Genomic DNA, 13,572 nt, shown 5'->3' with positions numbered 1-13,572 from the left:
TGGCGAGAGAGGGCACTACATGACCACGGCACCACCGAAGCGGACCGAGGCCGAGACGAAAGCACGGAGAGCGGGCATCGCCTCGTTCATCGGCACCACGATCGAGTGGTACGACTTCTACATCTACGGCACCGCGTCCGCCCTGGTCTTCGGTCAGGTGTTCTTCTCCGACACCCTGCCGGCGGGCATGGGCACCCTGCTCGCGTTCGTCACGCTGTGGGCCGGGTTCCTGGCCCGACCGATCGGCGGCATCGTCTTCGGGCATCTCGGCGACAAGATCGGCCGGAAGACCACCCTGGTCATCACGCTCGTGATGATGGGGACCGCCACGGTCGGGATCGGTCTCCTGCCGTCCTACGCGCAGATCGGAGTGTGGGCGCCGGTCGCACTGGTGTTCCTTCGTGTCGTTCAGGGCGTGGCCGTGGGTGGCGAGTGGGGCGGTGCCGTGCTGATCGCCAGTGAGAACGCACCCAAGGGCAAGGGAATTCTGTACTCCGCGTTCGCGCAGCAGGGTTCGCCGGCCGGGAACCTCCTGGCCACGATGGCGTTCTTCCTGCTCTCCGCGATGCCCACCCCGGAATTCGTGCTGTACGGCTGGCGAATCCCGTTCCTGATCTCCGCGGTCCTGGTGATCGTCGGCATGATCATCCGCCTCAAGCTCGAAGAGTCGGACGCCATGAAGACCGTGCTGAAGCGCAAGAAGACCGTCGCACTCCCGATCGGTGAGGTGTTGCGCAAGCATTGGGTCCTCGTCCTGCTCGGTGCGGGCGCGCTGCCCCTGGCGCAGGTGACGTACTTCAAGAACACCTTTGCGTTGTCGTGGGCCACCAGCGAACTCGGCTACGACCGTGGCACGTTCCTCGGTGCCATCGCGATCGCCCTCGTGGTGCAGTTCATCGTGCAGCCGTTCGGCGCCGTCCTGGTGTCCCGGATCGACATGCGGAAAGCCATGTGCATCATGGTGATTCCCGAGTTCGTCCTCATGCCCGCGATGTTCTTCGCGATCCGGACCGAGAACTTCGCCGTCGCCGTGGTCGCGATGTGCCTCGCGACCATTCCGCACTCGATGTTCTACGGCGCCATCGCCGGTGTGCTCGCGCGTGCCTTCCCCGCCAACATCCGCTACACCGGCTTGTCGGCGGCTTACCAGCTGTGTTCGCTGATCGTCGGCGGCGGCACACCGGTGCTGGCGCAGTGGATGCTCAACTCGTCCGGCAACATCGTCGGTGTCGCCGTCGTGTCGGCCGGCTACGCCGCCGTGTCCCTGGTCTGCACGCTCCTGCTCCTGAACCGGACCGGATTCGACGCGCGACGGTTGTCGACGGCGGAGCAATCCGACGCCGACGAACTGCAACTCGACGTCGAGGACGACGACGCCGACGGCACTCCGAGCGCAGGGCAGGCGCATGCGACAGCCCACTCCTGACCGCGCAATGTCATTCCGGAGTGGGCAGTCATTCCGGAGTCGGCAACGCCTCCTCGGACAGCCTGAGGACTTCCCGCAGCGCGGCGCTGTCGTCGTCCGCACGCCACGCGATCCGCAACTGCAGGGTGCTGGGACCTCCAACCAGCGGGAGGAACACGACATCCGGGTTGTTGACGTTCTCGACGACGGAGGAGACGGTCAACGCGCAGCCGACCTCCGCGGACACCAACGCCATCAACGACATCGAGTCCGGCGCACTCTGCACGATCCGGGGCGTGAAACCGGCTTCGTGGGCGGCCCTCTGCAGGGAGTCGCGCAGCGCGGATCCGGGATCGGCGGGCAGCGCCACCCAGGGCTCGGTCGCGAGCTCCTCGATCCGGACGCCGTCCCTGCCCGCGAGCGGGTGGTCGACGGTCATGGCCACCACGAAGTCCTCGTTGAGGATGACGCGGGACGCGATGCCGGGTGGGGTGAAGATCCACCGGCCCAGGCCGATATCGAGGGTTCCGTCGAGAAGTTTGTTCAGTGCCTCGCTCGCGAAAGCGGAACTGTTCAAAACGAATTCGATTCCCGGATGAGTGTGCCGGACGAGTTTCGCCCACCGTCCGATGAGCAGATGGGACGAGACGCCGGAGAAGCCGATGCGCACCCGGCCGACCTGGCCGCGCCCGGCTGCGGCGACGGCGATCTCCGCGAGCCGGCAGGCGTCCAGGATCTCGCGCGCCGGGCCGAGCAGTGCCTCGCCGGCGGCGGTGAGACGGACGTTCCGGGTGTTCCGGTCGAACAGGGTTGCCCCGAGCTGCTTCTCCAGCTGCCGAATGGTTCTGCTCAGCGGCGGCTGAGCCGAGTGCAGGCGCTGTGCGGCCCGGCCGAAGTGCAACTCCTCGGCGACCGCGAGAAAGGCAGTGATCTGAGAAATCTCCACGACAGAACTATTGCAGTTCGAGCAAGAAATCTGCCAACACTATTGAGCGCGACGGCGGTAATCCGGTCGGGAGGGTCCCGAGGCGACGTCCGGCCGGTCCGGAGAAGGGCATGGCAATGAACAAAGTGATCAGCATGGCGGAGGCCATCGAGACGTACGTCGACGACGGCATGACCGTGTGTCTCGAGGGCTTCTCGCATCTCATCTCGTTCGCGGCCGCGCACGAGATCATCCGTCAGAAACGGCAGAACCTCACGCTGTGCCGGATGACGCCGGACATCGTGTCGGATCAACTCGTGGCCGCCGGCTGCGTCACCACGCTGGTGGCGTCGTTTTTCGCGAGCGGCTCGGCCGGGTCCCTGCACGAGTTGCGACGCCGCATCGAGCGCCACGATCCTGCGCCGCTCGAGGTCGAGGAGTACAGCCACTACGGAATGGTCTGCCGCTATCAGGCCGGCGCCGCCGGTCTGCCGTTCTTTCCGCTGCGGTCCTACGCCGGAAGCGACCTTCCGCGGCTCAATCCCCGAATTCGCCTGGTCGACGACCCGTACGGGGAGGGCACCGTCTACGTGGTGCCGCCGCTGAACCCGGACGTCACCATCGTTCACGCGCAGCGTGCCGACCGTCACGGCAATGTGCAGATCTGGGGGATCTCCGGGGTCCAGCAGGAGTCGGTCTACGCCGCGAGGAAGGCGATCGTGGTCGTCGAGGAGATCGTCGACGACGACGTCGTCCGATCCGACCCCAGCCGCACGTTGATCCCCTCCCACGCCGTCGACGCCGTCGTCGTCTGTCCGCGCGGGGCGCATCCATCCTACGTGCAGGGCTATTACGACCGGGACTGCGCGTTCTACCGGCGCTGGACCGCGATCAGCAAGGACTCGGGACTGCTGCAGGCGTGGCTGAAGGAGTGGGTCCACGGCACCGCGAATCACGAGGAGTACCTGGACAAACTCGGCGGCGACTACTGGGACGACCTCGCCGTCGCGCCTCGATTGTCCGAACCGGTCGACTACGGGAGCAGAAAATGACCACAGCACGAGTCGGAGAGATCTCGGCGACCGAGGTCATCGTGTCCGTCGCCGCCCGCGCACTCGCAGGCAAGAGGCGTGTCTTCGCCGGCGTCGGCCTGCCGACGCTCGCCGTCGACCTGGCCAAGCGGACCAGCAACCCGGACGTCGAACTGATCTACGAATCGGGTGTGTGCGGCGCCCATCCCAGCGCGATGGCCGAGGGCATCGCCGACTCGGTGGTCGTGTCGGGCGCGGAGTCGGTGGTGTCGATGTCGGCGTTGTTCGGGTACGTGCTGCAGGGCGGCAACGTCGACGTCGGGTTTCTCGGCGCCGCCCAGATCGATAGGTACGGCAGCCTCAATACCAGCATCATCGGCGACTGGGACAAGCCGACGGTCCGATTGCCCGGTGCCGGTGGTGCCGCGGAAATCATGCCCAACGCCGGCGAGATCTTCGTGGTCATGCGGCGACACGATCCGAGCGCCTTCCCCGCGGAACTCGACTTCTGCACGTCGCCGAGCCCGGTCCGGGCCCGGGGGGCGGGCGACGGGATCACTCCTCGCGGCCGCGGGGTGACGAAGGTGTTCACGAACCTCGGTGTGCTGTCGCGGCAGGGCCCGTTCGACGAACTCGAGTTGGTCAGCGTGCACGAGGGGGTCACCGTCGACGACGTGCGGGCGCAGACCGGCTGGGAGTTGAAGGTCGCCGACGATCTCACGGTCACCGCGCCGCCGACCGGCGAGGAGATTCACCTGCTCCGCGATGTGATCGACACGGTGCGGTTGTATCTGCGCTGACCGGAAGGCGGTATCTCAGCCGAGCGAGTCCAGCACCGCGGAGAGGACCCGGATCGCCCCGTCCTTGTCCAGGGGATCGTTGCCGTTTCCGCACTTCGGCGAGTACACGCAGGACGGGCACCCGGACGTGCATTCGCACGAGCGGATCGCTTCGCGGGTCGCGCCGAGCCAGCGGGTGAGTTCGGCGTGCCCCCGGTCGGCGAATCCGGCGCCACCGGCGTGACCGTCGTAGACGAACACGGTGGGAAGTCCGGTGTCGGCGTGCAACGCCGTGGAGACGCCGCCGATGTCGCCTCGATCGCACACCGCGACGAGGGGCAGGAGCCCGATCGCCGCATGTTCCGCGGCGTGGAGTGCCCCGGGCACGCGTTCCGCCGGAACACCCGCCTGCAGCAGAAGTTCCGGGGTGACCGTGTACATCACCGCGCGGGTGGGGAGGGTGTGCTTCGGCATGTCCAGTTCGACGGCGTCGAGGATCTCGCCGGACGACAGTCGCCGCAGGTACCCGATCACCTGATGGGTCACCTCGACCTCGACGAGCGCGACCTCGACGTCGCCGAACTGCTTCTGCTCGAGCACCGAGGTGACGGTGATCTCGGTGGTTTCGCGGGCCGACGTCGTCCAGTCGGGGTCCTCGGCGTGGACGAGGGCGAGGCCCTGGTCGAGGTCGAGTTCGTCGACGACGTACGACTCACCCTGATGGATGTGGACGGCACCGGGGTGCGCTGTGGCGGGAGCGCGGCCGGTGTCGACGGTCCCGAGCATGCGTCCGGATTCCGACACGACAATCGCAACCTGGGTTCCGATTCCACCCCGGATATCCACTGCGCCATGAGGATTTGTGCCGGCGGTGACGAACCAGCCGTGTGCGCGCCGTCGGATCAGGCCCTGCTCCGACAGCTTCGCGAGCACGTCGAGCGCCCCGAACGCTTCGGCCTCCGCGTCGGACAGTGGTAGTTCCATTGCCGCGCAGAGCAACTGCGGGCCGAGGACGTACGGATTGCTCGGGTCGGTGACGGTGGCCTCGACGGGCTTGTCGAGCAGCGCGGACGGATGATGGACGAGGTACGTGTCGAGCGGGTCGTCCCGCGCGACCAGCACGACGAGCGAGCCTTCGCCGCGCCGGCCGGACCGGCCGCCCTGCTGCCAGAACGACGCCACCGTCCCGGGGAACCCGGCGACCACGACGGCGTCGAGGCCGGCGATGTCGACGCCCAGTTCCAGCGCATTCGTCGTCGCCGCCCCCAGCAGGGTGCCGTCGGCGAGGGCCGTCTCGAGTTCACGCCGGTCCTCGGCCAGGTAACCGGCCCGATAGGACGCGACGCGCGACGCGAGTTCGGGATCGATCTCCCCGAGTAGGCGTTTGGTCGCCATCGCGGTCAGCTCGGCGCCCCGGCGGGAGCGCACGAAGGTCAGCGTGCGGGCGCCTTCGACCATCAGATCGGCCATGATGCGGGCGGCCTCGGACCCGGCGGGCCGCCTGACGGGGCTCCCGTTCTCCCCGGTGACCTCCCGCATGAGCGGGGGTTCCCACAGTGCGACGGTCCGGGGACCGTGCGGCGAACCGTCTTCCACGATCTCGGCGCAGGGTGCCCCGATCAGCCTCGACGCGGCCGCCCCGGGATCGGCTGTGGTGGCGGACGCGAGGATGAAGACGGGGTCGGCGCCGTACCGCGCCGCGATGCGCCGCAGCCGCCGCAGCACGAGCGCGACGTTCGAACCGAAGACACCACGGTAGGAGTGGCATTCGTCGATCACCACGTACGCCAGATTGCGGAAGAAGTGCGCCCATCGCTGATGGGTGCGGAGAAGCGACAGGTGCAGCATGTCGGGGTTCGTGAAGAGCCACCGCGAGTTCTCCCGGGCCCAGTGCCGCACCTCGAGTGGGGTGTCGCCGTCGAACGCACACGGGTACGCACCGTGCAGGTCGTCCCCGGTGTCCAGGACCTCGGAGTCGATGAGTGCCGTCACCGCCCGGAGCTGGTCCGCTCCCAGCGCCTTGGTCGGCGAGAGGTAGAGCGCGGTCGCCCGCGGATCCGTTGCCAGAGTGGTGAGTACCGGAAGCTGGTAGGCGAGGGATTTACCCGAAGCGGTGCCGGTGGATACCACGACGTTGGTCTTGTGATGCGCCAGGTCGGCGGCAGCGGCCTGATGAGTCCAGGGACGGGCGATCCCGTTCTCCTGCATGGCCCGGACGACGCTGGGGTGCGCCCAGGCCGGCCATTCCGACAGCTGGGAAGTCCGGGCGGGCATTTCTGCGGCGAAAGTGAGCGGGTTTTCGTCCCGGGGAACACCCTCGAGGACTCGGTTCAGCAGTGTTCGGCCGTATGTTTCGCCCGTATTTCCACTGTCGTCACGGGGTGAAAACGGTGTGCTCACTGAAGTCTCCGGGCTGTCGTAGGGACGGGCGAGTAGCTTCCACACCGCCACGACCTGCGCATTTGATGATAACGAGTGCCCCTTCGGGCCTGTCGTCCGGGGTATCGCGGCGCCGTCGCTAATGCCCAGTTCCGTGACTGTTCGCTACAAGATCAACTTTTTGTGTGAATTGTTCGGATTTCGACTGTTGCGTTCCCGGAGTTCATGGTTGACTACAACTGGTCGCAGCTTCTGTGTTCGTAGGCTTGAAAGAGTGAACGTTCGCAGGATCGATGTTGCGAACGCGGTGCTCTGCTTTTCCTGAGGGGGAAATCTAGAAGTACAGCGGTCGGAACCGGCCCGGCGGACTGTATGTGCTGTCCGCCGAATCCGGTGGTTAGAAAGAGAAGGAAAAGCATGGCACAGGGCACTGTGAAGTGGTTCAACGCGGAAAAGGGCTTCGGCTTCATCGCTCCCGAAGACGGCTCCGCTGACGTCTTCGTTCACTACTCCGAGATCCAGGGCAGCGGCTTCCGCACCCTCGAGGAGAACCAGCGCGTGGAGTTCGAGGTCGGCCAGGGCACCAAGGGTCCCCAGGCAACCGGCGTTCGCGCAGTCTGATTCTGCCGTTCACGTTCGTGAACACGTAAATGAGATAGGCGGGGTCCTCGTGGCCGCGTCTGATTCGTCCCCCATCGCCTGAGGCGGTGGGGGACGAGTCGTTTTCACGGCAACGGTGCCGTGGCAAAAGGGGGTACTTCAGTGAGCCAGCTCTCCTTCTTCTCCGCGGAGGCGATGCCGCCGGCAGTGACCGATCTGTGCGGCCTTCTCGCGGCGACGGGCCAGGTGGTCACGTCCGGCGGGCGGGCGCGCATCTCCATCGTGGTCGACGCGCAGTGGCGGGCGGAGGCGATCGCGGAGCTGATCGCGCAGGCCGGACTCGAGGTCGAGATCACGCGCAGCGACGAAGGCAGCCCCCTGGTCCGCACCGCGTCCGTCGTCGACCTGCGGCCTCTCGCGGACCAGTGGACGAGGGGAGCGGTCAAGGCGGTGCCCTCCGGCTGGGTGCCGTCGGGGCGTCAGCTGAGGGTGTGGGCGCTGGCGTCGGGCAGGGGTGAAGCGGAGGGCGAACGGTTCGTCCTCGGACTCGATCCGCACGCCCCGGATACCCACGCGCCGTTGGCGCAGGCGTTGATGCGGGCGGGCATCGCGCCGACGCTGATCGGCACCCGTGGGTCCGGTCCGGGGCTCCGGATCTCGGGTCGGCGTAGGCTCGGCAGACTCGTCGAGAGCATCGGCGAGGCTCCCGGAAATGTGGACGACCGTACCGGTTGGCCTCACGTGTAGAGCCGTGTAGACGGTACTGATCTGCGAGGATGGGTTCCGGGTATGTCACTCTAGTAATAGGCGAACCGGGTATAAAAGGGTTTGTCTGCACAACTGTCGAGTGGCAGCGATCGACTTCAGGAAGGCTCGGGCTTCACGTGGCTAAAGGGGACAACGGCAGTGCACAGGGTGCGGCGGGAGCGTCCGGCCAGCCTCGCCGCCTCGTGATCGTCGAGTCGCCGACCAAGGCCCGCAAGATCGCCCCGTACCTCGGGAAGAACTATGTCGTCGAGGCGTCGGTCGGCCACATCCGCGACCTTCCGCGAGGAGCAGCCGACGTCCCGGCCAAGTACAAGGGTGAGTCGTGGGCGCGGCTCGGCGTCAACGTCGACCAGGATTTCGAACCCCTCTACGTGGTCAGCCCGGAGAAGAAGTCCAAGGTCACGGAGCTGAAGGGCCTCCTCAAGGACGCCGACGAACTCTTCCTCGCCACCGACCCCGACCGCGAGGGCGAAGCGATCGCGTGGCACCTCCTCGAGACGCTCAAGCCGAAGATCCCGGTTCGCCGGATGGTCTTCCACGAGATCACCGAGCCGGCCATCCGCGCGGCGGCCGAGGACACCCGCGAGCTCGACAACGACCTGGTCGACGCGCAGGAGACCCGCCGCATCCTCGACCGTCTGTACGGCTACGAGGTCAGCCCCGTGCTGTGGAAGAAGGTCATGCCGCGGCTGTCGGCAGGCCGCGTGCAGTCCGTCGCGACCCGCGTCATCGTGCAGCGGGAACGCGAGCGGATGGCGTTCCGCTCGGCCTCCTACTGGGACATCTCCGCCACTCTCGACGCCGGCGCGGACGCCAGCCCCCGCAGTTTCGGGGCGCGCCTGGTGACCGTCGACGGGTCCCGGGTGGCCTCCGGCCGCGACTTCGGTTCGGACGGACAGCTGAAGACGAGCACCGTCACGGTTCTGGACGAGGCGCGGGCGCAGCGCCTGGCCGAGTCCCTCGCGGGTGTCGATCTCACCGTCTCCTCCGCGGAGAGCAAGCCGTACACCCGCAAGCCCTACGCACCGTTCATGACGTCGACGCTGCAGCAGGAGGCGGGCCGCAAGCTGCGGTTCACGTCCGAGCGGACCATGCGCATCGCGCAGCGGCTGTACGAGAACGGCTACATCACCTACATGCGTACCGACTCGACGACGCTGTCGTCGTCGGCGATCGCTGCCGCCCGGGCGCAGGCCACCGAGTTGTACGGGGCCGAGTACGTGCACGACACTCCGCGGCAGTACACCCGCAAGGTCAAGAACGCGCAGGAGGCGCACGAGGCGATCCGCCCCGCCGGCGACGTGTTCCAGACCCCCGGTCAGCTGCATTCGCGCCTCGACACCGACGAGTTCCGTCTGTACGAGCTGATCTGGCAGCGCACCGTCGCGTCGCAGATGGCCGACGCGCGGGGCACGACGCTGACGCTGCGGATCACCGGAACCGCGGGCACCGGCGAGGAGTGCACCTTCTCGTCGTCGGGCCGCACCATCACGTTCGCCGGCTTCCTGAAGGCCTACGTGGAGAGCGTCGACGAGGAGGCCGGTGGCCAGTCCGACGACGCCGAGTCCCGTCTGCCGGTGCTCGTCGAGGGCCAGGCGGTCACCGCCACCAAACTCGACCCCGACGGCCACACCACCAACCCGCCCGCCCGGTACACCGAGGCGAGCCTGATCAAGACCCTCGAAGAGCTGGGCATCGGCCGCCCGTCCACGTATTCGTCGATCATCAAGACCATCCTCGATCGCGGATACGTCTACAAGCGCGGCAGCGCGCTGGTCCCGTCCTGGGTGGCGTTCGCCGTCATCGGCCTTCTCGAGATGCACTTCGGACGGTTGGTCGACTTCGACTTCACCGCCGGCATGGAGGACGACCTCGATGCGATCGCCGGTGGTCGCGAACAGCGCGGCAACTGGCTCAGCAGCTTCTACTTCGGCGGCGATCACGGAGCCGAGGGTTCGGTGGCCCGTGAGGGCGGCCTGAAGAAGATGGTCGGCGTCAACCTCGAGGAGATCGACGCCCGCGAGGTCAACTCGATCCGGCTCTTCGACGACGCCGAGGGGCGGGAAGTGCACGTCCGCGTCGGACGGTTCGGTCCGTACCTCGAACGGATGGTCCAGAACCCGGACGACCCCGAGGGCGACCTCGTCTCCCAGCGCGCCAACCTGCCCGACGACCTTCCGCCGGACGAGCTGACACCGGAGTACGCGGAGAAGCTGTTCTCGACGCCGCAGGAGGGTCGCAAGCTGGGCGTCGACCCGCTGACCGGGCACGAGATCGTCGCGAAGGAGGGCCGCTTCGGCCCGTACGTCACCGAGATCCTGCCCGAGCCGGAACCCGAGCCCGAGCCGGCCGTGGTGCCGGTGCCCGACGAATCGGCCGACGGGACGACCAAGACGAAGACCGCTGCCGCCAAGAAGGCACCCGCGAAGAAGGCGGCGAAGAAGGCCACCGGCCCGAAGCCGCGGACCGGCTCGCTGCTCAAGTCCATGGACCTGGCGACGGTGACCCTCGACGACGCCCTCAAGCTGCTGTCGCTGCCGCGTGTGGTGGGTGTCGATCCGGAGTCGAAGGAGGAGATCACCGCGCAGAACGGCCGCTACGGCCCGTACCTGAAGAAGGGCACGGACTCGCGGTCCCTCGCCAACGAGGACCAGATGTTCACGGTGACCCTCGACGAGGCGCTGAAGATCTACGCGGAACCGAAACGTCGCGGACGTCAGGCCGCCGCCACCCCGCCGCTGCGTGAGCTGGGCGTCGACTCGGTCAGCGAGAAGCCGATGGTGATCAAGGACGGCCGGTTCGGACCGTACGTCACGGACGGTGAAACCAACGCCAGCCTCCGCAAGGGCGACGAGGTGGAGTCCATCACCGACGCTCGCGCTTCGGAACTGCTCGCGGATCGGCGTGCCCGCGGCCCCGTCAAGAAGAAGGCCGCTGCGAAGAAGGCGCCCGCCAAGAAGGTTGCGAAGAAGACCGCCGCCAAGAAGGCACCCGCCAAGAAGGCCGCCTCGAAGAAGGCCGCGGACAAGAAGGCGTGAGCCGGTACCGCGGGCCGGTAGGGATGTCGCACGTGCCGGTTAGGCTGGCGCGGTGACGGTATTCGACCGGTTGGTGGGCCAGGAGGACGTCGAGTCCGAGCTGACGGCCGCGGCGACCGCCGCCCGTCGTGGAGTCGGCGAGATGGGCTCCTCGATGACGCACTCGTGGCTGTTCACCGGTCCGCCGGGCTCGGGTAGGTCGGTGGCGGCGCAGTGTTTCGCCGCCGCCCTGCAGTGCACGAGCGACGGCACACCCGGCTGCGGCGTCTGCCACGCCTGCACCACCGCGATGGCCGGCACCCACGGCGACGTCCGGCAGGTCGTCCCCGAGGGCCTGAGCATTAGCGTCAAGGAGATGCGCGCCATCGTGCAGACCGCCGCCCGCCGTCCCAGTACCGGGCGCTGGCAGATCGTGGTCGTCGAGGACGCGGACCGGCTCACCGAGGGTGCGGCCAACGCGCTCCTGAAAGTGGTGGAGGAGCCACCGGATCGCACCGTGTTCCTGCTGTGCGCGCCGTCCGTCGACCCGCAGGACATCTCCGTGACGCTGCGGTCGCGCTGCCGACACATCCATCTCGTGACGCCGTCCGCCAACTCCATCGCCAAGGTCCTGCGCGAGCGGGACGGCCTGGCCCCCGCAGACGCGCAATTGGCGGCCTCGATCAGCGGCGGCCACGTCGGGCGCGCCCGACGTCTCGCGACGGATCTGAACGCCAAGGTGCGTCGGAAGGATGCGCTCGATCTGGCGGTCGCGGCGCTGCGACCGGCCACCGCGTTCGCCGCTGCGGAAGAACTGGTGCGTTCCGCCGACGCGGAGGCGAAGGAGATGAGTGCCGCTCGGGACGAGCAGGAGACCGAAGAGTTGCGCACCGCGCTGGGCGCGGGCGGTACCGGTAAGGGTGCGGCCGGAGCACTCCGCGGCTCGGCAGGCGTGCTGAAGGATCTCGAGAAGCGCCAGAAGTCCCGGGCCACCCGCACGGGCCGCGACGCACTCGACCGCGCACTGATCGATCTGGCCGGTCTCTACCGCGACGCGCTCGCCGTCGCGTGGAAGTCGAACGCCGCCGCGAACCACCCGGACATGGCCGATCGAGCCGCCGACCTCGCGTCTCGAACAACCCCGGAAGGCCTTCTGAAGTGCATCGAAGCCGTCCTGGAGTGCCGCGAGGCGATCACCGTCAACGTCAAACCGCAGTGGGCTGTCGACGCCATGGTGGCCAGTCTCGGCGACGCGTTCAGGGAGCCGTTTTCGCATACTCGGGGTTGAGGCGCTAGACTCGCCACCGCCGAAAGGCACCGCTGCCTTAGCTCAGTCGGTAGAGCATTTCACTCGTAATGAAAAGGTCGAGAGTTCGATTCTCTCAGGCAGCTCAGCGGTCCTCTGGCCCTTCCCGATCAGTCGGGAAGGGCCAGAGTCGTCTCCGGGGTCCGATCCACCGCAGACCGGAAGAATCGGGAAGACTGGACGGGTGGACACCCAGAGTGGAACTCCGGCGACGCGGGCGGGCGGTCTGCGCGCACTCGGAGCACCCGCCGCTGTCGCCGCCGGCGCCGTGGTCGCGACCGCCATCCTCCACTTCCGGGATCCGCATCAACCGGGTTCGTACGGTTTCTGTCCCGTCTACGCACTGACCGGGTGGTGGTGCCCGGCCTGTGGAGGGCTGCGGGCGGTGCACGACCTGACCAACCTCGACCTCGGCGCGGCCGTCGCCGGCAATGTTCTGATCGTCCCGTTCATCGCGGTCATGGTTTTCGCCTGGATCGGATGGGCACGTCACCGCTGGCAAGGACGACGCGACCGCGTCTTCGTGGTGGGACCGCGAGTAACAGTGGGTGTGCTCATTGTCCTCGCGGCGTTTACCGTCACCAGGAACACATCTTGGGGAAGCTGGCTCGCGCCGGCCTGACACCTGGTCGCCGCGGGCACGAAACAGAGAGTCGGTTCACAGATGGCAATGCAGGTCTTTTCGTTGATCGCGATCCTGGGCGCGCTGATCGTCCTCATTCCGACCGCGCTGCGAGTCTTCGGCAAGAGCGACAACGTGAAGGCGCCGGACGAGACCGAGGAGTGAGCGTGTTGCACTCTCGACAACCCATCGCCGCACGACCATGATTTCGATATGAGCGATTCGCTGAAGGACCGGGTGCGCGAGAAGCTGTTGCGTCAGCTGGCCGAGGACGGGGGGCACCCAGTCCAGGAGGCGGAGGGGGACGACCCACGATTGGTCTCCATCGACTCCGACCTCGCGACGTTGGAACAGGCATCGGAGGGAGATCTGGTGATCGAGGAGCTGGCTGCCAAGTACTGGGTGCCCTGAATCGGCCGAATAGCAGCGTTGACCTGGCGATTTGGTGTTCGCGTTTCCCTTCGCGTAACCTATTCCAGGTCAGAGCGACACGGACACCGACCCCGGCCGGAAGGCGGGGGACACGAGGTTGGACGCAGGCGCCTGGTAAATCGGAAGTTCACCGCCGTGTATGGTGGTGCTTCCATCCCGGTTTGATCTTGATCAGCGTCACGGCTTGCGCCGGTGAGGCTGGTAGGATAAGATGGAACGGTTGCCCCGGAGAGGCCGAAGTTGATACTTCGGCAGTGATGGTGTGCGCGTGTTCTTTGAGAACTCAACAGTGTGTCGATGAATGTCAG

12 protein-coding genes and 1 tRNA gene are annotated in these 13,572 nt (G+C 67.2%); 11 read left to right on the top strand and 2 right to left on the bottom strand.

What is annotated here, in order from left to right:
* The first annotated feature begins 19 nt into the window (after window positions 1–19).
* Window positions 20–1,426, top strand: coding sequence for an MFS transporter (locus P3H15_RS11240; RefSeq protein ID WP_276137301.1), 1,407 nt, complete (start codon window positions 20–22; stop codon window positions 1,424–1,426).
* Between the two features lie 28 nt (window positions 1,427–1,454).
* Here the strand turns inward: P3H15_RS11240 and P3H15_RS11235 are convergent, their stop codons facing one another.
* On the bottom strand, window positions 1,455–2,351 hold the full coding sequence (locus P3H15_RS11235; RefSeq protein ID WP_276137300.1) for a LysR family transcriptional regulator: 897 nt from the start codon (window positions 2,349–2,351) through the stop codon (window positions 1,455–1,457).
* A 110-nt stretch (window positions 2,352–2,461) separates the two neighbouring features.
* On the opposite strand from P3H15_RS11235, the gene P3H15_RS11230 reads away from it, so the two are divergent.
* A complete protein-coding gene (locus tag P3H15_RS11230) occupies window positions 2,462–3,382 on the top strand; it encodes a CoA transferase subunit A (RefSeq protein ID WP_276137299.1) in 921 nt (306 codons plus the stop codon).
* Window positions 3,379–4,161 carry a CoA-transferase subunit beta gene (locus P3H15_RS11225; protein ID WP_276137298.1) on the top strand — a complete coding sequence of 261 codons (783 nt, stop codon included), beginning with the start codon at window positions 3,379–3,381 and terminating at the stop codon, window positions 4,159–4,161. The genes P3H15_RS11230 and P3H15_RS11225 overlap by 4 nt, the downstream gene beginning before the upstream one ends.
* Before the next feature lie 15 nt (window positions 4,162–4,176).
* Here the strand turns inward: P3H15_RS11225 and P3H15_RS11220 are convergent, their stop codons facing one another.
* Window positions 4,177–6,540 (bottom strand): DEAD/DEAH box helicase, encoded by a 2,364-nt coding sequence (locus P3H15_RS11220; RefSeq protein WP_276137297.1) that lies wholly within the window; start codon window positions 6,538–6,540, stop codon window positions 4,177–4,179.
* A 396-nt stretch (window positions 6,541–6,936) separates the two neighbouring features.
* Here P3H15_RS11220 and P3H15_RS11215 point away from each other — a divergent pair, with 396 nt between their 5' ends.
* The 8 genes from P3H15_RS11215 (at window position 6,937) to P3H15_RS11180 (ending at window position 13,243) form a co-directional block, all read left to right on the top strand.
* Window positions 6,937–7,140, top strand: a complete 204-nt coding sequence (locus P3H15_RS11215) for a cold-shock protein (RefSeq protein ID WP_005248460.1) — start codon at window positions 6,937–6,939, stop codon at window positions 7,138–7,140.
* Window positions 7,141–7,281: 141 nt separating this feature from the next.
* Window positions 7,282–7,866, top strand: a complete 585-nt coding sequence (locus tag P3H15_RS11210; protein ID WP_012691438.1) for a hypothetical protein — start codon at window positions 7,282–7,284, stop codon at window positions 7,864–7,866.
* 137 nt (window positions 7,867–8,003) lie between these two features.
* Entirely contained in the window at window positions 8,004–10,925 is a 2,922-nt protein-coding gene (gene topA / locus P3H15_RS11205; protein WP_276137296.1) for a type I DNA topoisomerase, read from the top strand.
* Window positions 10,926–10,977: 52 nt separating this feature from the next.
* On the top strand, window positions 10,978–12,192 hold the full coding sequence (locus P3H15_RS11200) for a DNA polymerase III subunit delta' (RefSeq protein ID WP_276137295.1): 1,215 nt from the start codon (window positions 10,978–10,980) through the stop codon (window positions 12,190–12,192).
* A gap of 31 nt (window positions 12,193–12,223) precedes the next feature.
* Window positions 12,224–12,296, top strand: a tRNA-Thr gene (locus P3H15_RS11195).
* A gap of 98 nt (window positions 12,297–12,394) precedes the next feature.
* Window positions 12,395–12,832, top strand: a complete 438-nt coding sequence (locus tag P3H15_RS11190) for a DUF2752 domain-containing protein (protein ID WP_276137294.1) — start codon at window positions 12,395–12,397, stop codon at window positions 12,830–12,832.
* A gap of 42 nt (window positions 12,833–12,874) precedes the next feature.
* Entirely contained in the window at window positions 12,875–12,997 is a 123-nt protein-coding gene (locus P3H15_RS11185) for a hypothetical protein (protein WP_005248443.1), read from the top strand.
* 48 nt (window positions 12,998–13,045) lie between these two features.
* The gene (locus P3H15_RS11180; protein WP_072938013.1) at window positions 13,046–13,243 is read left to right on the top strand and encodes a hypothetical protein; all 198 of its coding nucleotides are present in this window, start codon (window positions 13,046–13,048) and stop codon (window positions 13,241–13,243) included.
* The last annotated feature ends 329 nt before the right edge of the window (window positions 13,244–13,572 follow it).

Source organism: Rhodococcus sp. T2V (genome assembly GCF_029269925.1).
GTDB classification, from domain to species: Bacteria; Actinomycetota; Actinomycetes; order Mycobacteriales; family Mycobacteriaceae; genus Rhodococcus_F; species Rhodococcus_F koreensis.
This window is presented reverse-complemented; position numbering and strand designations above follow the sequence as displayed.